Origin of the sequence: Halosaccharopolyspora lacisalsi (assembly GCF_014137975.1) — a bacterium.
GTDB classification, from domain to species: Bacteria; Actinomycetota; Actinomycetes; order Mycobacteriales; family Pseudonocardiaceae; genus Halosaccharopolyspora; species Halosaccharopolyspora lacisalsi.
Genome location: NZ_JACGWZ010000001.1, coordinates 328,657 through 347,992 on the forward strand (window position 1 = coordinate 328,657; position 19,336 = coordinate 347,992).

General features: G+C 69.7%; 18 protein-coding genes. 12 read left to right on the forward strand and 6 right to left on the reverse strand.

The window, feature by feature from the left end; genetic code table 11:
* Positions 1–170: 170 nt before the first annotated feature.
* The gene (locus FHX42_RS01605; protein WP_182542374.1) at positions 171–1,217 is read right to left on the reverse strand and encodes a chitinase; all 1,047 of its coding nucleotides are present in this window, start codon (positions 1,215–1,217) and stop codon (positions 171–173) included.
* Positions 1,218–1,457: 240 nt separating this feature from the next.
* On the opposite strand from FHX42_RS01605, the gene FHX42_RS01610 reads away from it, so the two are divergent.
* Together FHX42_RS01610 and FHX42_RS01615 are read left to right on the forward strand one after the other, a co-directional pair.
* The gene (locus FHX42_RS01610; protein WP_182542377.1) at positions 1,458–4,613 is read left to right on the forward strand and encodes an ATP-dependent helicase; all 3,156 of its coding nucleotides are present in this window, start codon (positions 1,458–1,460) and stop codon (positions 4,611–4,613) included.
* The gene (locus FHX42_RS01615) at positions 4,610–7,939 is read left to right on the forward strand and encodes an ATP-dependent DNA helicase (protein WP_182542379.1); all 3,330 of its coding nucleotides are present in this window, start codon (positions 4,610–4,612) and stop codon (positions 7,937–7,939) included. The genes FHX42_RS01610 and FHX42_RS01615 overlap by 4 nt, the downstream gene beginning before the upstream one ends.
* 39 nt (positions 7,940–7,978) lie before the next feature.
* On the opposite strand, the gene FHX42_RS01620 is transcribed toward FHX42_RS01615, so the two are convergent.
* Together FHX42_RS01620 and FHX42_RS01625 are read right to left on the reverse strand one after the other, a co-directional pair.
* Positions 7,979–8,359 carry a hypothetical protein gene (locus FHX42_RS01620; protein WP_182542381.1) on the reverse strand — a complete coding sequence of 127 codons (381 nt, stop codon included), beginning with the start codon at positions 8,357–8,359 and terminating at the stop codon, positions 7,979–7,981.
* 12 nt (positions 8,360–8,371) lie between these two features.
* Positions 8,372–8,638: a hypothetical protein gene (locus FHX42_RS01625; protein ID WP_182542383.1), complete on the reverse strand. Its 267-nt coding sequence runs from the start codon at positions 8,636–8,638 to the stop codon at positions 8,372–8,374.
* A 158-nt stretch (positions 8,639–8,796) separates the two neighbouring features.
* On the opposite strand from FHX42_RS01625, the gene FHX42_RS01630 reads away from it, so the two are divergent.
* The 4 genes from FHX42_RS01630 to FHX42_RS01645 all read left to right on the forward strand — a co-directional run bounded on the left by FHX42_RS01630 (position 8,797) and on the right by FHX42_RS01645 (position 11,077).
* Positions 8,797–9,630 (forward strand): helix-turn-helix domain-containing protein, encoded by an 834-nt coding sequence (locus FHX42_RS01630; protein WP_182542385.1) that lies wholly within the window; start codon positions 8,797–8,799, stop codon positions 9,628–9,630.
* Positions 9,623–9,811 carry a DUF397 domain-containing protein gene (locus FHX42_RS01635; RefSeq protein ID WP_182542387.1) on the forward strand — a complete coding sequence of 63 codons (189 nt, stop codon included), beginning with the start codon at positions 9,623–9,625 and terminating at the stop codon, positions 9,809–9,811. Before FHX42_RS01630 ends, FHX42_RS01635 begins: the two co-directional genes overlap by 8 nt.
* A gap of 149 nt (positions 9,812–9,960) precedes the next feature.
* Positions 9,961–10,419, forward strand: a complete 459-nt coding sequence (locus tag FHX42_RS01640; RefSeq protein WP_182542389.1) for a PPOX class F420-dependent oxidoreductase — start codon at positions 9,961–9,963, stop codon at positions 10,417–10,419.
* Between the two features lie 43 nt (positions 10,420–10,462).
* A complete protein-coding gene (locus FHX42_RS01645) occupies positions 10,463–11,077 on the forward strand; it encodes a hypothetical protein (RefSeq protein WP_182542391.1) in 615 nt (204 codons plus the stop codon).
* 4 nt (positions 11,078–11,081) lie between these two features.
* On the opposite strand, the gene FHX42_RS01650 is transcribed toward FHX42_RS01645, so the two are convergent.
* Together FHX42_RS01650 and FHX42_RS01655 are read right to left on the reverse strand one after the other, a co-directional pair.
* Positions 11,082–11,618, reverse strand: a complete 537-nt coding sequence (locus tag FHX42_RS01650; protein WP_182542393.1) for a hypothetical protein — start codon at positions 11,616–11,618, stop codon at positions 11,082–11,084.
* A gap of 64 nt (positions 11,619–11,682) precedes the next feature.
* A complete protein-coding gene (locus tag FHX42_RS01655) occupies positions 11,683–12,054 on the reverse strand; it encodes a DoxX family protein (RefSeq protein ID WP_182542395.1) in 372 nt (123 codons plus the stop codon).
* Positions 12,055–12,365: 311 nt separating this feature from the next.
* Between FHX42_RS01655 and FHX42_RS01660 the strand changes: the two genes are divergently transcribed.
* The gene (locus tag FHX42_RS01660) at positions 12,366–13,358 is read left to right on the forward strand and encodes a potassium channel family protein (RefSeq protein WP_182543435.1); all 993 of its coding nucleotides are present in this window, start codon (positions 12,366–12,368) and stop codon (positions 13,356–13,358) included.
* Between the two features lie 39 nt (positions 13,359–13,397).
* Positions 13,398–13,850 carry a hypothetical protein gene (locus FHX42_RS01665; protein WP_182542397.1) on the forward strand — a complete coding sequence of 151 codons (453 nt, stop codon included), beginning with the start codon at positions 13,398–13,400 and terminating at the stop codon, positions 13,848–13,850.
* A 28-nt stretch (positions 13,851–13,878) separates the two neighbouring features.
* On the opposite strand, the gene FHX42_RS01670 is transcribed toward FHX42_RS01665, so the two are convergent.
* Positions 13,879–14,976, reverse strand: coding sequence for a neutral zinc metallopeptidase (locus tag FHX42_RS01670; RefSeq protein ID WP_182542399.1), 1,098 nt, complete (start codon positions 14,974–14,976; stop codon positions 13,879–13,881).
* Positions 14,977–15,317: 341 nt separating this feature from the next.
* Between FHX42_RS01670 and FHX42_RS01675 the strand changes: the two genes are divergently transcribed.
* From FHX42_RS01675 to FHX42_RS01690, 4 genes are all read left to right on the forward strand, one after another.
* Positions 15,318–16,988, forward strand: coding sequence for a DUF2207 family protein (locus FHX42_RS01675; protein WP_182542400.1), 1,671 nt, complete (start codon positions 15,318–15,320; stop codon positions 16,986–16,988).
* A gap of 187 nt (positions 16,989–17,175) precedes the next feature.
* Entirely contained in the window at positions 17,176–17,658 is a 483-nt protein-coding gene (locus FHX42_RS01680) for a peptidase inhibitor family I36 protein (RefSeq protein WP_182542401.1), read from the forward strand.
* 111 nt (positions 17,659–17,769) lie between these two features.
* Complete coding sequence (locus tag FHX42_RS01685) at positions 17,770–18,273, forward strand: peptidase inhibitor family I36 protein (protein ID WP_182542403.1); 504 nt, start codon at positions 17,770–17,772, stop codon at positions 18,271–18,273.
* A 224-nt stretch (positions 18,274–18,497) separates the two neighbouring features.
* Entirely contained in the window at positions 18,498–19,319 is an 822-nt protein-coding gene (locus tag FHX42_RS01690; protein ID WP_182542405.1) for an SAM-dependent methyltransferase, read from the forward strand.
* The last annotated feature ends 17 nt before the right edge of the window (positions 19,320–19,336 follow it).

The following is a 19,336-nucleotide window of genomic DNA, read 5'->3' on the forward strand; positions in this document are numbered from 1 at the left end:
GTGAAGTCCAGTCGGGTGAAAACGCGTCACCCGTTCCGGTGGGGTGACCCGGTTTCGCGCGAAACCGGGGTCTTACAAGACCGCGACCGTCGCACCGAGGTGTTGTCCACGGACTCCGGTCGCCCGGAAGTGCCGGTCGCGGTGTTCAGCCGCCTACTCCGGGGACGGTCTCAGCCGCCGAAGTCGGCGACGAGCCCGGTGAACTCCCAGGGTCGCTGGTCGATGCCGCTGCACGAGGACGAGGCCGCGCCGCCGTCGGGGCAGGGACGATCACGGTTGACCGCCCAGAAGCTCAACCGCCCCAGCCCCTTGCTCTTCGCGTAGTCGGCGATCTCGTGGAAATCGGCGACCGCGACGGTCTCGTCGGAGTTGGTCCGACCGTTCATCGACGTGATGCCGATGTGGGCGTACGCCTCGGCGGCGCCGTAGCCGAAGGCTCCCCGCACGGTCTCGTGGAGCGCCTCGGTGGCGTTGACGGTGTCGCGGACCATGTCGGTCCCACCGAAGTTGAACGGCAGGACGGTCCACACGTCGACGCCGGCTTCGAGTTCGGCTCCTCGCCGGACCAGCCGCTCGCCCCACCAATTCGGCCCGTCCTTGGCCGTGGGGAAGGTGACGACGGTGCGCAGCTCGGGATTGTCCCGCTGAACGATGTTCAGCGCCTTCAGGATGCGGTCCTGGGCGGCCTGACTCTCGAACTCCGCTGCCTCGACGTCGATCTCGACGGCCTCGAGCTCGTAGGCGTCGATCACCTTTTGGTAGGCCCCCGCGAGCGCCCGCGCGTTCGGGCAGACCAAGCCGAGCTTGGGGCCGCCGTGTCCGCCGATCGAGGGCATGACGTCACCGCCCGCGTCGCGGATGGCCCGGATCGTGTCCTGCTGGGGGCCGTCCAGGGGCCGCTCGCCGCCCCACGCCGGGTTGCAGGTGCCGTCGGAGATCAGGAAAGCCATCGCGAAGCTGCCGATCCCGGTGGACCGCATCACCTCGGCGGGCTCGGGGGGATCGCCCCAGGGATACAGGTAGGGCGAGGCCGCCACCGGCTTCGGTGTCACGGAGGGAGGGGGCTGCGGTGCGCGAGCCGCTTTCGGAGCGGGAAAGGAGTCCGTGTGCTGCGCGGAGCCGGTTCCGCAGGCGGAGACGGCGGCCAGTGCGAGGGCGCACACCGCGGCCGGAACGGCTCCCGGCCGAAGAGCTCGCCTGCGTCCGATCGTGCCCATGTGTCCTCCGGCGAAGGTTCGTGTGTTGGTCGGTTCCGAGCCGCTCACCGGATCGGGCGGTGCGACCCGGAGGCGGGCAGGACGGCGTTTTCCGGCGCCCTGACGACACTTTGGCGCAACAGCGGTTTCGCCGCTCGCTCAATCGGGTGGCGCCGACGGCGATCACACGTCCGGTACCGGGCGTGCCGGTACCGACCCACCTCCGTCGGTCCGGCGGCGCGGCATGGTTCCATCGTGGTCGTGACCTCCACGGAAGCTCCCGCTCTCGTTCGCCGCGGCGACGCGGGCCGACAGCGGTACTCGTGGGACGCCCGGGCCCGTCGGGTGCTGGAGCACGACGGCGGCTTCCTGCGGGTCCTCGGCGGCCCCGGCACGGGCAAGACCACGTTGTTGGCCGAAGCGGCGGCCGACCGGATTCGCGGTGGTGCACCTCCGGAGTCGGTGCTGGTGCTGACCACGAGTCGCGATGCGGCGCTGCGGATGCGATCACTGATCGCCCGGCTCGTCACCGACTCGGCCGAAGTCCACACAGCTCGGGAAAAACTCGTGCGCACGGTGCACTCCTACGCCTTCGGCGTGCTGAGCTCGCAGGCCGCGCGCGACGACCTCCCACGCCCCACCCTGCTCAGCGGCCCGGAAAAGGACGCCCGGGTGCGCGACCAGCACAAGGACGAGCTGGAGGCCGGCATTGGCGACTGGCCGGAAGCGCTGCGTCCGGCCCTGGCGGCGGAAGGTTTCGTCGACGAGCTGCGGGACATGCTGATCCGCGCGAAGAAGCACGGACTCTCCCCGGAGCGACTGATCGAGCTCGGTCGGAGCCACGGACGTCCGGAGTGGATGGCGGCGGGAGAGTTCCAGCTCCGGGAGGAGCAGGGCGCGCTGCTCGAGCACTCCTCGGCCTGGGACGCCGAGGAGATGGTGAGCGCGGCGCTGCGAGCCTTCGACACCGACTCCGCGCTGCTGACGGCCGAACGCGAGCGCGTGCGTCACGTCCTGGTGGACGACGCGCAGGACCTGGACCTGCAGCAGTACGAGCTGTGCTGCCGCCTCGGAAGCACGTCCGCGGAGTTCCTGCTGTTCGGAGACCCGGACCAGGCCGTGTCGTCGTTCCGCGGGGCCGATCCGCGCTGCCTGCTGGAGTCCGATCCGGACGGTGACCGGACGACGGTGCTGACCACCGACCACCGGATGCCCTCGGCGATCCGCACCGGCGTGCGGCGGTTGGTGGACCGGCTACCCGGCTCCGGCCCGCAGCGCGAGCTCACCGGAGCGGAGACCGAGCCCGGCTCGCTCCGGGTGCGGGTGCTGGCCTCTCCCGCCCAGGAAGCGGCGTGGGTGGCCGACCAGCTGCGCCGATCCCACCTCATCGACGGGGTGGCCTGGTCGGAGATGGCCGTGCTGGTTCGCTCCACCGGCCTGTCACTGCCGGTGTTGCGCCGCGCGCTGCTGGCCGCCGGGGTTCCGCTGGCGCTGCCCGCCGACGACGTGCCCCTGGCGCAGCGCGGCGCGGTCCGTCCCCTGTTGACGCTGCTGCGGTGCGCCGTCAGACCGGAGGCATTGGACGCCGACGCCGCAGACGAGTTGCTCCGGTCACCGCTGGGCGGGGCGGACCCGTTGGCGTTGCGGCGGCTGCGTCGCGGGCTGCGTCGGCTGGAAGCGGCCGAGGGTGGTGAACGAGGCAGCGGTGACCTCCTCGTCGAGGTCCTGCTGCACCGGGACCGGCTGGCAGCGCTGGAGGACGGCGCGGCCGAACCCGCCCGGCGGGTCGCCGAGTTGCTGCGCCTCGGCGCCGAGGCCGGGCACCGCGGCGTCGAGCACACGCTGTGGCAGGTGTGGAAGGCCTGCGGGCTCGAACGGCAGTGGCTGAGTCGCACCGAACGGGGTGGTCTCTCCGGTGCTCAGGCCGACCGCGACCTCGACGCCGTGGTGGCGTTGTTCGAGGCCGCGGCCCAGTACGCCGAGCGCCATCCCGGTGCGGACGCGGCGGCCTTCGCCGACTGGCTGGACGGCCAGCAGATCTCGGGAAGCTCGCTGGCGCCGACCGCCCCCGCGGGGGAGGCGGTGGAGGTGCTGACCGCGCACGCCGCGGGTGGCAGGCAGTGGGAGGTCGTGGCGATCCCCGGAGTGCAGGAGGGAACCTGGCCGGACCTGCGGCAGCGCGGTTCGTTGCTGGGATCGGAACACCTGGTCGACGTGCTGTCCGGAGTGGAGGAAACGGACCGGGTCTCGGCCACGGCACCGCTGCTGGCCGAGGAGCGCAGACTGCTGCTGGTGGCGACCAGCCGGGCACGGAGTGAGGTGCTGGTCAGCGCGGTGCGCGGGGAGGACGACCGGCCCTCGCGCTTCCTCGACGAGCTGGAGGGGGTGGCGCACGATCCCGAGTCGGTGCAGCGGCCGCTGCTGCAGCCGCAGCGAGGGCTGTCGCTGCCCGAACTGGTCGGGGAGCTGCGGCAGGTCGTCTGCGACGCCGAGGCCGCCCCGGGGCGTCGCGAGCGGGCCGCCGCCCAGCTCGCTCGACTGGCCGCGGAGAACGTCCCCGGCGCGCATCCGGACAGCTGGTACGGCCTTCCCGAACCGTCCACAGCGGAACCGCTGCTCGAGGCGGGTGAGCCCGCCAGGATCAGCCCGTCCACGGTGGAGGTGCTGACCTCGTGCCCGCTGCGGTGGATGCTCGAACGCCACGGTGGTCAGGACGCCGCCGAGCTGGCCTCGGTCACCGGGACGCTCGTGCACGCCCTGGTGCAGCAAGCCGCCGAAGGGGCCGACGCCGAACAGTTGCGCAAGGAGCTGGACACGGCCTGGGAGTCGGTCGACGCCGGTGCCCCCTGGTTCTCCAGGAAGGAGCGCAAGCGGGTCGAGGGGATGCTGGAGGCGTTCCTGACGTGGTTGGACTCCTCGCGGGGCGAGCTGACCCAGCTCGGCGTCGAGCGGGACCTCGACCTGAAGATCCCCGCGCGTGATGAGGACGGACCGTGGCTGCGGCTGCGCGGACGGGTGGACCGGCTGGAGTCCGACGCGCAGGGGCGCCCGGTGGTGATCGACGTCAAGACCGCGAAAACCCCCGTGACCAAGGACGAGGCGCAGCAACACCCGCAGCTGGCCGTGTACCAGCTCGCCGCCGCGCTGGGTGCCTTCGGAGGTGAGGAGGGGGGCGAGCCCGGTGGCGCCCGGCTGCTGTACGTCGCCAAGCCCGAGGCCCGCAGCGGAGCCGCTGTCGAGCGCGACCAGCCGCGGCTCGACGAGGAACGGGTGCGGGTGTGGCTCGACGTCGTCCACGACGCGGCGGCATCCAGCACCGGGCCGTCGTTCCTGGCTCAGCAGAACTCGGACTGCTCCCGGTGCCCGGCCCGCACAAGTTGCCCCGTGCACTCGTCGGGAAGGCAGGTCGGTCAGTGATCAGTCCACAGCGGATCGCCCACGCGCTGGGTCAGCATCCGCCGACGGCCGAGCAGTCCGCCGTCACCGGTGCGCCGCCCGAACCGGCGCTGGTGGTCGCGGGCGCGGGCGCGGGCAAGACCGAGACGATGGCCGCGCGGGTGGTGTGGCTGGTGGCGAACCAGCTGGTCACCCCGGACCGGGTGCTGGGCCTGACCTTCACCCGCAAGGCCGCGCGGCAGCTCGCCGACCGGGTGCGCGCGCGGCTGCGGCGGCTGGCGGGATCGGGACTGCTCAACGAGGTGGACCCCTCCGGTGAGCTGCGGTCGACGGTGCTGGCCACCGAACCGACCGTGCTGACCTACCACGCCTACGCGGGGCGCCTCGTCGGCGAGCACGGTCTGCGCGTGCCGGTGGAGCCGGGAGCGCGGCTGCTGACCGAGACGGCGGCCTGGCAGCTCGCGCACCGCGTCGTGTCCACCTGGACCGAGGACCTGGACACCGACAAGATTCCCTCGACGGTCACCGGATACGTGCTGTCCCTGGCGGGGGAACTGGCCGAGCACCTGGTCACTCCGGAGGACGTCCGGGAGCACGCCGAGAAGCTCTGCCACGTGGTGGAGAACGCCCCGCGCGCCAAGGGGCAACGCACCGCACTCCCGCAGGACCTGCTCAAGGTCGCGTCCGCCCAGCGGCTTCGCGTGGCCCTGCTGCCGCTGCTGAAGGAGTACTCGCGCCGCAAGCGCATCGAGGCGGCGATGGACTTCGCCGACCAGATGTCGTTGGCGGCGCGGCTGGCTTCCGAACACCCCTCCGTGGTCGCCGGTGAGCGGGAGCGCTTCGGCGCCGTGCTGCTCGACGAGTACCAGGACACCGGGCACGCGCAGCGCGAGTTGTTGCGCTCCCTGTTCGGCGGGGGCGAGACTTCGATCCCGGTGACGGCGGTCGGTGACCCGGCACAGGCCATCTACGGCTGGCGCGGTGCGAGCGCGGCGAACCTGCCGCGCTTCACCGAGGACTTCCCCCGGCGCCTCACACCTTCGGGTGAACTCGACGGTTTCGGCGCGAACCGCCCGAACCCCGCCGAGCTCGCAGTCGCCGAGCGCCACGATCTGCTGACGAGCTTCCGGAACCCGCCCGAGGTCCTGGAACTGGCCAACGTCGTGTCCGAGCCGCTGCGCGCGGCGGGGCTGGACGTTCGGGAGCTGCGCGCCGAGCAGGACGCGGAACCGGGCGACATCCGCTGCGTCCTCGTCGACGACATCCGGCGGGAACGCGAGTGGCTGGCCGACCGGATGGCGGCGCAGTGGCAACGGCGCCTGGACGAGACGGGCACGCCACCGACCGCCGCCGTGCTGATGCGCCGCCGTGCCGACATGACCGAGATGGCCGCCGCGCTGCGGGAACGCGACCTGCCCGTCGAGGTGGTCGGGCTGGGCGGGCTGCTCGACGAACCCGAGGTGCGGGACCTGGTCAGCGCGCTGCGCGTGCTGGTCGATCCGCTCGCGGGCACGGCGGCGATGCGGCTGCTGACCGGTTCGCGCTGGCGACTCGGTTCCGCCGATCTCGCCGCCCTGTCCGAGCGTGCCGGTGAGCTCGCCACCCGGAGCACGGCGTCCGAGGGCCCCAAGGACACCGTCTCCGCGGCGTTGCCGGGGGAACAGTCCGATCAGGCCGGTCTCGTGGACGCGCTGGACGATCCGGGCGAGGGCAAGCGCTACTCCCGCGACGGGTTCCGGCGCATCCGTCGCCTCGGCTCCGAGCTCGCGGCACTGCGCCACCGGCTCGAACAACCACTGTCCGAACTGGTCTCCGACGTCGAGCGCACCCTGCTGCTCGACATCGAGAGCATCGCCCGCCCCGGTGGCGTCGGTCGCGCCCACCTCGACGCCTTCGCCGACGTGGTCAACGAGTTCGCCACCGCCAACCCCGCCGCCACGCTGCCCTCGCTGCTGGACTACCTCGCAGCGGCCGAGCACGCCGAGGGCGGACTGGAACCCGGCGAGGTGGAGGTCGCCGACGACCGCGTGCAGGTGCTGACCGTGCACGCGGCCAAGGGGCTGGAGTGGGAGATCGTGGCACTGCCGCACCTGGTGCACGGTGTCTTCCCCGGCGGGCGCAAGGCGTCCAGCTGGCTGCGGTCGGTGACCGATCTGCCCGCGGGGCTGCGTGGTGACGCCGCGGACCTGCCGAGACTGGACCCCGACCGGCTGGGGGGACTGGATCGCAAGGAGCTCATGGCCGAGCTCCGGGTTCACGAGGAGGAGTTCGAGCAGCGCAAGCTCACCGAGGAGCGGCGGTTGCTCTACGTCGCCCTGACCCGTTCGGAGCGCGCCCTGCTGGTGTCCGGGCACTGGTGGGGCGAGAGCGGTGGCAAGCCCAAGGGGCCGTCGGCCTTCCTGACCGAGGTCGCCGAGGTGCTGGGCGACCGCGTCGAGCACTGGAGTCCCCAGCCCGACGACGAGGCGACGAACCCGCTCGACGACCAGGCCCCCAGCGCCCGGTGGCCGGCCGACCCGCTGGGGCGGCGCCGGGAGGCCGTCACCGAGGGGGCCGAACTCGTACGGGCCGCGCTGGACGCCGGGCAGCAGCAGGAGCCGCAGCCGGAGGAGCCGCAGCCGGAGGAGCCGCAGCCGGAGGAGCCGCAGCCGGAGGAGCCGGAGGACGAGGAAGCACGGCGCTGGGCTCGGGACGTGGACGTGCTGCTGGCCGAACGCGCTTCCACGCGCAAGCGCGAGGAGGTGCAGCTGCCCGACCAGCTGTCGGTCAGCCAGCTCGTGGAGCTCGCCGGTGATCCGGACGAGTTCGCGCGGCGGCTGCGGCGTCCGCTGCCGTCGCCGCCGAACCCAGTGACCCGGCGCGGGACCGACTTCCACGCCTGGTTGGAGCACTACTTCTTCGACGGTGCGCTGCTGGACCTCGACGAGCTTCCCGGCTCCTCCGACGACTCGGCGGAGCCGGACGCCGATGTCGAGGAGCTCAAGAGCGCTTTCCGCAGCGGTTCGTGGGCCGATCGCGTCCCGCACCGGGTGGAGGTGTCCTTCGAGACCCACATCGACGGAGTGGCCCTGCGCGGCCGGATGGACGCCGTCTTCGGCGACGACGACGGCGGTTGGACGGTGGTGGACTGGAAGACCGGTTCACCACCGGGGCCGAACCGGATGCGGGCCGTGTCGGTGCAGCTGGCCGCCTACCGGTTGGCGTGGGCGGAGTTGTCGGGGACACCGCTGGAGCGGGTCCGCGCGGCCTTCTACTACGTGCGCCACGACCGGACCCTGCATCCCGCCGACCTCCACGACGCCGACGACCTCCGACGTCTGATCACCTCGGTGCCCGCCGCGGAGTGAGCGCGTCGTTGTGGCGGTGAGAGTGCCAAAACGACTCGTTCACCACGGGAACTTGGCTGTGACTTGCCCGCAGGGGATCCAGTTGTCCCCAGGACGGCACGGGTTCTTGCCGGGGAGGTCGAGGGGAATGCCGTGGTCGGGGTGTGATTCGGGGAGTCGGTGGCGTCCGACGTAGTCCTCGGGCACCCCGGGGCCCGATGCGGTCCGAAGCGCGCGTCGCTGGTGGCGGGTGATGAAGCCGCGGGTCACTTCGGCGGCCAGAGTGTCCCGTATGTGGGCGACCGTGACGGTGTCGGGACCGGAGTGTCGGCCGGTACTGCCGCGGAGGTGACCGCGGGCGACGATCGCGGCCATGACCAGCAGCGCGGCGCCGAAGACGGTCAGGGTGGCCAGCACCTGAGTGTGCGCATCGATGAGCACTCCCGGCCTCCCTCAGAAGTCCCAGTCGCTGCCGGACCAGTCCCGGTCCTCGGCGGTTTCGGTGCACGTCGGACAGCGCTCGGTGATTCGCTTCGACTCGGGCGTGCGGTCGGAGACCGTGTCGAAGGGCCACCGAATCCACTGCTCGCACACCGTCGGGACCCAGTAGCCGCCCGGCCGGGCTCCCGGCAGGACCGTGGTGGCGTGACGAACGTGCGTGCCCACCCCGACGATCCAGAAGACGTCGGCGCTGCCCGCCCGGAACGGACTCGGAAACATACGTGCCCTCCTGCTTCGTGGTTCCAACGATCGAATGAACCGAAGCTAGGACTCTGGAAACTGGAACAGCAACCAGTTACAAATAAGACAGGAAGGCGCTCTGTATCAGGTGTAACAGATACTGTTACAAAGTTTCACGCGTCGTAGGAGGTCAGGTCGTGGGTGGAGCGGGCAAGGTGCGTCAGGTGGGGTTGGGGGCTGATCTGCGCCAGGCGCGGAAAAAAAGTCAGATGTCCACCCGATCGGTGGCCGAAAGACTGGGTATCTCACATACGTCGGTAGCTCGAACCGAACAGGGGGCGCGTATCCCGGAGGTCACGGAAGTGATCGCGTTGTGCGCTCTGTACGGCATCACCGGTCACAAACGGGACCAGTTCATCGAGCGCGTGAACGACAGCGACGGGAGTACGGCATGGTTGGCGACAGGACCTGCGACAGCGCAGCAGATAACCAGCCTCGTAGCGCTGGAACGCCAAGCAGTGACCATCACCGATGTTTCACTCAACTTGGTACCGGGCTTGGTGCAGACCCCCGAATACGCACGTGAGCTGATTGGTACAGGACCGGACGAGGAGTGGTTGCTTTCTACGCGGCTGGCTCGTCAGGCGCTGCTTACGAAGCCCGGAGCACCTACGGTGCGGTTCATCGTCGACGAGTCCGCTCTTCGGCGCCTGATCGGCGGTGCGTCAGTGATGCGAGACCAGCTTGATCACCTGCTGCGCAGTCGGTCGAAGTCGAACGTTGCGGTCCAGGTTATTCCCAGGTCGGTCGGAGCCCATCCAGGTTTGGACGGGTCGTTCGTCATGCTCACCTATCCTGATCGTGAGCCACACGTGTATATAGAGGCTCGGCGAGTGGGCCTGTTCCTGACTCGCCCGCAGGACGTCGAACCCTTCGCCGACGGGATCGAGGAGATCGACATGAACCTGCTTGGCGAAGAACGGTCTGCGGAGCTGATCACCGAGATCAAGGAAGGACTACCTGATGAGTGAGTTGGTATGGCGCAAGAGCAGCCGTAGCGGCTCGAACGGCAACTGCGTCGAGGTGGCGCTGAGGACGGAGGGCGTGGCCGTGCGGGACTCGAAGGACCGCGCTGCCGGGCACTTCGGAGTGTCCGTGCGCCAGTGGCGGTCCTTCCTGGCCCGGCTCAAGCACGGGTACTACGACGGCTGAACCCCTCGCCTCTTGTCCAGGTCGGTGTCCTGATCGAGTTCGGTGGGCGGGGTTTCGAAGAGGCGGTCGCTCCAGGGATCTTGACCTCGAGTTCGCTGGAACTTCTCCGGTTCTCATCGGAGTGGTCGGAGGAAGGGGAAGCGGACGCGATGGTTTTCACCGATGTCGAGCGGGACCACCTGTTCGGGCGGCTGCTGGGGCGGCTGGCCACGATCGACCCCGACGGGACGCCGCAGGTGCGTCCGCTGGGTTTCCGGCTCAACGCCGACGGCACGATCGATCTCGGCGGCCCGTGGGTCGCCTCGACCCGGCGGTACCGCAACGTGGTGGCGAATCCGCGCGTGGGCTTCGTCGTCGACGACCTGACGCCGGACGAGCCGGGTGAGATCGAGCCCGGCATGGGACGCGGTGTCGAGGTGCGCGGCCGTGCCGAGGCACTGAGCGTCGACGACCCGCCCGGTGCGCCGGGCATGGCCGGTCGCGACATCATCCGCGTTCGGCCCGAGCGGATTCCGAGCTGGCACATCGATCCCGAGGCTCCGGCCGGATATTCCCGAAAACGTGGTGTGACGGACACCGGCGAATCGAAAAACCACACCTTCGGGTGAAGCAGCTTGTCAGGGGGGATCTTCGCCGAGGAATATGCTCGCGATGTCACAGCACACCGAATGGCAATTGGATTCTCCGCCCGAGACCGAGGTGCGGGTGGACGAGGACGTCCTGGCGCTGCGCGCACCGCTGGTGCGGGTTTACCGGGACGGCGCGGGAGCGTGGTTCTTCGACGGCCCGGGCGAACCACCGCGCCCGGCCACGACCACGCTGTTGGGGGCGGTGGTCGGAGCCTGGCCGCACGTCGCGGCGCTGACGGAGCTGGACGACGGCACCACGATGGTGTGGTCCTGGGAGAAGCACGGCTGGACCGGTGAGTTCGAGTGCCGCTGCGGAAGCTGCGAGCAGCCGGCCGCCGCGGACCTGGACCGTCATACCTGGCCCTCGGAGCTGGAGCCGGACCGCCTGGTCAGCGTCGAGCAGACCGCGTTGGCCGGGCAGATCGCGCTGTCCGACATCCTCGCCACACCGGGCGGGATCGCCCTGCTGGGGCCGGGTGGCCAGCGCCGCACGAGCGACGAGATGGCGCCGGTGGCCCTGGCCAACGTCATCCGCCGCTGGCCGCACACCATGCAGGCCCTGCGCACGGTGCGTGAGGGTTACGGGATGCGCTGGAACTCCGAAGAGCTCAACTGGCACGAGTACGCCACGGCCTGAGACCTCAGCAGGTGGTGTTGCCCGCGCTGTCGGCGGCTCGTTCCAGGGCCCTGGAGTAGAGCACCTCCAGCAGCCAGCGGGTGAACGGGCTGGAACCGAACTCCGGGGAGCGGTCCTCCGGGCTGAGTATCAGCTTGGCGGGACCACTCGTGCCGGACTGGACGACCCCGATGCCGTAGTAGTCCAGCTCGACCAGCGGCCACGGGCGGTAGGGGTGGTCACCGGGCAGCACGACCGTGCAGGGGGCCAGTGTCATGAGTGAACCGCACGAGCGCAGTGCGCGTCGGGACTTCGTCACCGGCACGAGCGTGCCGATCAGGTCCACGCCGGGAAGCGGGAGATGGTCGTGGGTCCGCGGCTCCGACCAGGAGCGAAACCCCGACGGGTCGAGCACGGGTTCCCAGCCGTTGCGGCTGCGCCAGCGATGCACCTCGGGGCGGATCCGCGCGACGGCGGTGAAGCGGGCGCCGAGGACCTCGACGTCCGGAATGAGAAATCCGTGCCATCCCAGGGCACGAGCCGCGTGCTCAAGTTGCTGCACCCGCTGCATGATACGCACGAGAACCCGGTGACCACCAAGCCGTTCGGCCGTGGCGATGAAGTCGTTACGGATCGGTGTTCGCGCGTACGCTCAGCGCCCGCCGGATCAGTGGGAGTTGCAGCGGTAGCCGTGCGTAGGCACCGTAGCGCAGCGCCCGGGGTTTGTTCCGCCAGTCGACGGCCATCCTGACGTTGGCGGGGAACACCGCGGCCAGCAGCCCGGCCGTGGCGGTCGCCCCGGCCCGGCGCGTGCGCGGGTGTGCGACCGTGGCCGCGCAGGCCAGCTCCGCGACGCCGGAGACGTGGGTCCAGGGGCGAGCCGATCCGGGCAGCGTTCGGGGGACGATCGTGTCGAACGGTTTCGGCCGCAGGAAGTGCACGGTGCCGGTGACGGCGAGACCTCCGGCGAGCAGCAATGCGGAACGATTCGGTATCATAAAAGAAGGCTGTCACGGCCGTGGGGCCGGGGCAACGCCGTGATCGACCACTTCGAGGGTGAACGTGCGCGTCCTTTCGTGGTCGCCACACCGGAGGCGTTACGGTACGACTTCGTGACCGAATCGATCCACGCCGGTACCACGCCGAGGAGGCGTACGCGGTGACTCGCCATGACCCTCGCGCGAGTCCGCGCGGTGGGAGAACCCACAGACTCGGAACGCCAGGAACGATCGGCCGCCGCGATGACGACGACGGGATCGCCGACCGGCTGACCGACCGCCCCGATCACGCCCTGGTCGGGATCATCCGGATGCCGGAGACGGCGATCGGGCCGGCGCGCTCGATCGGCCGCCGCATCATCGGTGCCACCCTGGCGCTGGTCGTGACCGTCGTCATCGTCTACATGGACCGCGGCGGCTACAGTGACACCGACGGTGACGCGCTGAGCCTGCTGGACGCCCTGTACTACGCCACGGTGTCGCTGTCCACCACCGGATACGGCGACATCGCCCCCGTGAGCCAGTCGGCCCGGCTGGTCAACATCCTGATCATCACGCCGTTGCGCGTACTCTTCCTCATCGTGCTGGTCGGGACCACGCTCGAAGTGCTCACCGAGCGGTCCCGCCAGGCATTCAAGATCCAACGCTGGAGGTCCAAGGTGCGCGACCACGTGGTCGTCATCGGGTACGGAACCAAGGGCCGCTCCGCGGTCACGGCCCTGCTCGGTGACGGCGCCGATCCGAGCAGGATCGTCGTGGTCGACAACGACCAGAACGCGCTGGAGACCGCGTCCTCGCTCGGCCTGGTCACGGTCCACGGCTCCGGAAGCCGGTCGGACGTGCTGCGGGTGGCCGGTGCCCAACGAGCACGCGCCATCGTGGTCGCCCCGGCCCGCGACGACACGGCCGTGCTGGTGACGTTGACCGCCCGGGAGCTCGCATCGAAGGCACAGCTGGTCGCCGCGGTGCGGGAGGCGGAGAACGTGCACCTGCTGCGTCAGTCCGGGGCGGACTCGGTCGTGGTCTCCAGCGAGACCTCCGGCAGGCTGCTGGGCATGGCCACGACGACACCCTCGGTGGTGGCGATGTTCGAGGACCTGCTCAGCCCGGACCTGGGACTGGCGATCGCCGAGCGGGAGGTCGAGCGCTTCGAGGTCGGCGGATCACCACGGCACCTGTCCGACATCGTGCTGGGCATCGTCCGCGAAGGCGCGCTCTACCGGGTCGACGCACCGGAGGCCGACGCCATCGAGGAGGGCGACCGCCTGCTCTACGTGAAGAAGGTCTCCTCGGCTCAGGAGTGAGGCGGTCCTGCCGCCCGGGGACTCTGGGAGTATCGAGGTGTGGGTCGACGACGAGCTGCGGCATCGGTGGGACTGATCCTGCCGACTCTGATGGTGATGGGAGTGGTGCTGGTCGCCGCGTCCTGGTGGCCACTACCCGGCGTCTACGGGCGGGAGGCCGGCACGCTGCGTTCGGTGTCGGCCACGGTGGTCGAGTCCGCGCCCTGCGGCTCCTCCACCGCGGGCGATCTGCTGGAGATGACGGTCGACGGCGAGAAGGTGCGGGCCCGGTACGACGGGTGCGGCCACAGCAGGGGACGACAGTTGCGGGTCCGCATCCCCGCCGATCCCGCCGGGAAGTTCACCGCGCTGCCCGCCGGTTCGGGCGAGGGCAACAGCGGCGCCGACCTGCGCACCCGGCTGAGCTGGGTGCTGGTCACGCTGGCCGGTGTCGCCGGTGGTGGTTATTCCCTCATGCTGCGCCGATGGATCTTCGACCGGCCGTCGGCGTAGCCGGGTTCGTGCGGTTTCGCCGGGCTCTTCAGCTCACTCTCGATGCGCCGGCCAGCCAGGTGTTGCACTGGGTGATCCGGTTCTCGTAGAAGCCCTGCCGCGCCCACTCCTGGTTGTGGGCCGTCGTGCCGTGGTTGCGCACGTTGCTGTACTCGTCGCCACGGTTTCCCGCGTCCCTCAGGGCGGGCAGGATGTAGTCGTCGCTGACACCGCCGTTCTGCAATGAGGCGAGGGCTTCGCCGCCGTAGCAGGTGGCCTGGAGCTCCAGGCGGCGGGACAGCTCGAGCCCTTCGGCGGTGTCACTGCCGTCGGCCTGGTAGACCGCCCGGTTGTACGCCTTCATGATCCCGGTCATGCCCTGGACGGCGTGACCGAACTCGTGGGCGAACTGCCCCAGGTACGGACCGGCGCTGTCGCGGTCCTCGACCTGGGAGTAGTGCCGGGCGGTCCAGTAGATCGTGTGGTTGCTGCTGCAGTACATGGCGGTTTTCCGCCATCCGCGGGTGCCGCACGGGCTGTTGACGTCCGAGCCGGTCACGACCACGTTCGGCATGGTCGCGGGGAGATCGGCCTCCCGGAGCGCGGGAGTCCACATCTTCATCAGGCAGGGTGCCAACGCCTGGATGAAGGCTCGTTGAGAGGCGAGGTCGGTGGCGAAGGGCGGCAGTTCGCACGAAGTGTTGACCGCCCCGTTGCCCTCGATGTTGAACGGGTGCTCGCCGAGCGCGCTGACCGGTCGCGGCCCTGCCCCGACGGTCGCCGTGGTGGTTTCCGTGGTGGTCGTGGTGGTGGACTCGCGCGTCGAGCTGTCCGTGGTGCTGTCGTAGGTCGACTCGGTGCCGGAGAGTCCGTAGTCGTTGTCGTAGGTCTCGGTCGCGGGGGGTTCCCCTCGGGGGGAGCTGTAGTCGGAACCGGCGGCGTTCGTTTCGGAGTTGGCCGCGACGAGTCCTATCGAGGTGGTGAAGACGAGGAGGACTCCGCAGACGATCGGGATGACGATCGCGGCGGCGTTGGTGCGCTTGCGGGGCGGTGCTGCCGGGCGTGCTCCGTGGTGTAGCGGAGGCCCCTGCGGTAGTGGTTGTCCGGGATGGACGGGCCCCGATGGGCTGGCGCGGGGCGGTGGCATGACCGGTTGCGCGGGAGCGTTCCGGGGCGGCGGCTGCGGTGGCGGCCCGGCGGGAGGAGCCCCCGGATGCCGAGGGGGCGGTGCGGTGGGGCCGGCTCCCGGACGTCCCAGCGGACCGGCCGCCGGGGGCGGTGCGGGAGGCCGCTGGTGAGGTTGTTGGTGAGGCCACCGAGGTGGCTGCTGTGGTGGTGTCATGGACGTCTGCGCCCCCAGCTGGTCACTCCGATGAGGACGCTTTCGTCCGGATCCGGTGAGCCCGTCATCGCCGAAAACCGCCCCTGTCTCTTGCGCTGTTCGCCGGATTAGCCTACCCAGGATTCGCTAGGGTTTGGTCCGTGTTGATGAAACGGTTTCTGATCTCCTTCGTCACTACCGTGGTGACCATGCTGCTGGCCGGTGCTTCGGCTTCGGCCGTCGCGGCGCAGGCCGGGGAGGTGACCAGTGACATCGACGTGAAGTTGGAGCGCGACGGCAGGCTGTCGGTGACCGAGCGGGTGACGGTCCCGCAAGGGAGCACCGCGCACCGCACGGTTCCGCTGCGACAGGCCGCCGGTGCGGACGCCGACCGGGTGTTCACCGTCGAGAACGCACGTGTGCGTGGCCCCGGCAGCGCCGATGTCGGGGCGGAACGCTTCACGCTCACCCTCCCACCAGGACAGTCCACTGTGACTTATTCGGCGGGCGGGGCCGTCGCCGACACGGCGGAGGGTCAGCAGGTGCGCTGGCGGGTCTCGGGTGGCTGGGACGTGCCGGTGAGCAAGGTGGAGACCTCCTTCATCGCCCCCCGGCTGGCGCGCTCCATCGACTGCAGCGCGGGCCGGGTCGGGACCGATACCGAGTGCGACCAGTTCCAGATCGGCCAGGCCGGGGGGACGCGGGCCGTGCACTTCGACCTGCAACCCGGGGAGCGCATGGGACTGGCCGTCGAGCTGCCCGCGGGGACAGTGCCGCCCAATGCCCGTTTCGACGAGTCCTTCGGTTTCGGCAGCGCTTTCGCGCTCACTCCGGCCAGCGGATCCGGTCTGGTCGGCATCGGGCTGTTGTTGATCGGTGGTTTCGGCCTGTTGTGGTACTTGCGGGGGCGTGACGAGCGCGTGCTGGCCGGTGAGGTCGGGCAGGTCGAGGTGCTCATGGAGGACTCCGACGGCGGGATGTCGTTCGCTTCCCCGGACGGGGTGCTGCCGGGCCAGATCGGCACGGTCATCGACGAGCACGTCGACGTGGTGGACGTGACCGCCACCGTCGTCGACCTCGCGGTGCGCAACTACCTGTGGATCGAGGAACTTCCCGGCGAGGAGCAGGGGCGGGACTGGCGGATCGTGGGGGTCAATCCGCCGGACGAGTCGCTGCGGCCGTACGAGCGCGAGGTGTACGAACTCCTGCTCGGGGAGGAGGAGCAGGCCCTGGTCTCCGAGCTGCGTGCCGGCCGGGAGGTGGACCTCGCGAAGGTGCGGGACGCCCTGTACTCCGACGTGGTGGAACAGAGCTGGTTCTCCCGCAGGCCCGACACCGAGCGCAATCTGTTCTGGTGGGCTGGCGTGGGAGTGGCCGTGGCCGGCGTGGTGCTGACGGTCGCGCTGGCGTTGACGACGTCGCTGGCGTTGCTGGGTGTCGGGGTCGTCCTCGGTGGAATCGCGCTGACCTTCGGGGCGCGCCTGATGCCCGCGCGGGCGCGGCGGGGCAGTGCCCTGGTGGCGCAGGTGCGCGGACTTCGGGACTACCTGCACAGGGTCCCGGCCGGTTCCGTCCCGGCGCGGGACCGGGAGATGGTGTTCTCCCGCTCGTTGCCGTACGCGGTGGTGCTGGGCGAGACCGAGCGCTGGCTGTCCGAGTTCGCAGAGCTGGACCCGGGGGCCGACGGGACACCGGGGTTGTACTGGTACGGCGAACTGGTCGAGCAGGACGGACACGTGGTCCCGAACCTGCGCCGTTTCCGCACGCACTTCCCGATGCTGGTCTCCGCCCTGGACGGCGTGCTGGCTCAGCCCGGTCACCTGCGTTCGGTGCGGTAGTGCGCGGAGCGTGAGAAAATAGTTCGATAACGCTGATTCGGGGTAATCCGAATGCCGTTCGCGAATTTATTCTTCTCGCGGGGAGACCCCTCGTTGGAGTGAAAACCCCTTCGGGGGATTGTTCCGGCTCGTCCTCCGTTTCAAGATCGGTGTTGATCGGATGCAGCGGTCCGATCGGAGGAAATCCATGAAACGACATCGCAACCCCCGCATTCTCGTCGCCGCGCTTTTCGCCGCGTCCGTGGGGACCGCCTCGGCCGGGACGGCCGTGGCCGCCGAACCGCCCGAGGAGATCTCACCGGGGCTCACGGGCGACTACGACGACGGTCGGGGATTCGACAACTGCCCGCAGAACACCTACTGCCTCTACGACGAGGCCGATTTCAACCAGGACAACAGCCACGCCCGCTACTGGTGGCTGCGCGGTACCGCCGGAGACCTTGCCGAGCTCGCGGACGGAGGTTTCTCAGACAGGGCCGCTTCGGTCGTCAACAGGACGGGTGGTCCCATCTGCCTCTTCTCCGAGTACCTCGACGGAAACTGCCTCAAGGTCGACGCGCACACCGCGATCCACGATCTGGACCAGTACGAGTTCTACGACGAGAACTCGGACGGCGTCTCCTCGGTGCCGGCGAACTCCTCCGTCGACTGCGACAACCCCATCAGCTGAGGATTCCTTCGCGGAACCCGCTTTCCCGCATCGCCACACGTCTTCTGGTGTGGTGACGTGTGTCTTCTTCTTTCTTCGTAGTTTCGAAGTGCAAAGGTCGAGGAAATGATCGTGCGCAAAACAGGAAGAAAGATCCGACTGGCCGTGGCGGCGGGAATCGCCGCGACCGCGATGACCGGGGCGATGGCCCACGCCGCCGCGCCGCCGGACGACGGCCCGGATCACAAGACCGGCTCCGGCATGGAGGAGTGCCCGACCAACCGGGTCTGCTTCTACGCCGAGGCTGAGTTCAACAATGGTGGAGACACCGATGAAAACGACATCTGGACCGTCGGCAGGAGTTGGCCCTACTTCAACCAGAATTTCGAAGGGAGCACGCTGAGCAACCAGGCCCAGGACAGGACCGAATCGATCGTCAACAACACCGATCACCCCGTCCACGTGTTCGACGGCTGGAAGTACGGCGGGGAGTGCCTGACCATCAAGCCCCGTAGTTGGGTGACCGACCTCGCCGATTACCACCCGATCGGTCGAGCGGTCAACTCCAATGCCGCCGCGTCGATGTCGACCGATCCGATGTTCACCAACCACTGCTACCCGGCTTACAAGAGCTGATCCGTCCCGGTACCGTCCGCCCCGGCACGTCGTGTCGGGGCGGACGTGCGTCGATCACAGCGCCGACGGCGTGGCGGCCGCCCGCCCCGGTCGCCTTCCCGAGATCGGCTGTTTTGCCTCGAAACACGCAAAGTGATCGACCAGCCGAACACGGTTGCGGTGCTGGCTAGGATGATCGGGTCGGCACGACACCACCCGCACGGGCGAAGACACGGGAGCAGGCCATGGCACGGGACGGAAGCTACGGACCGCAGGATCTCGACCTGAAGTTGCCGAACTCGGCTCGGCTCTACGACGTCTTCCTGGGCGGGGACCACAACACCGCCGAGGACCGGTCCCTGGCGGAGCGGATCCGGCTCAACGCACCGCGGTGGTCGCTCGGGGCGCAGTTGAACCGTTCCTTCCTGCGCCGGGCGGTGCAGTACATGGTCGAGCAGGGGATCGACCAGTTCCTCGACCTGGGCTCGGGCATCCCCACGGTGGGCAACGTGCACGAGATCGCCCAGCAGCACAACCCGGACGCCCGCGTGGTCTACGTCGATTACGAGGCCGTGGCCTACAACACCGCGCGCACGATGCTGGCCGACAATCCCAACGCCACGATCCTGCACGCCGACTTACGGGACCCCGCCGCGGTCCTCGATCACCCCGACACCCGCGAGCTGCTGGACTTCTCCCGCCCGGTCGGTCTGCTGGTCGTCGGTGTGCTGCTGTTCTTCAGCCCGGAGGACCGGCCGGGCGAGCTCGTGCGGGCCTATCGCGAACAGCTCGTCCCCGGGAGCTACCTGGCCATTTCCCAGGCCAGCGACGACGACCTCCCGCCGGACCTGCAAAGCGAGATCGACCAGGTGGTGGCCTCCTACGAACGGGCCAACGAGCAACTCACTCTGCGCGACTACGACGAGGTCGCCTCGTGGTTCGCCGGAACCGAGCTGGTCGAGCCGGGGCTGGTGCACTATCCGGACTGGCGTTCCGAGGACGAGGAGCTCGACGACGTCCAGCTCAGCTGCCGTTACGGATACGTCGGCGTGGGCCGCGTCAGCTGACTTGCTGGCCTGCCGGC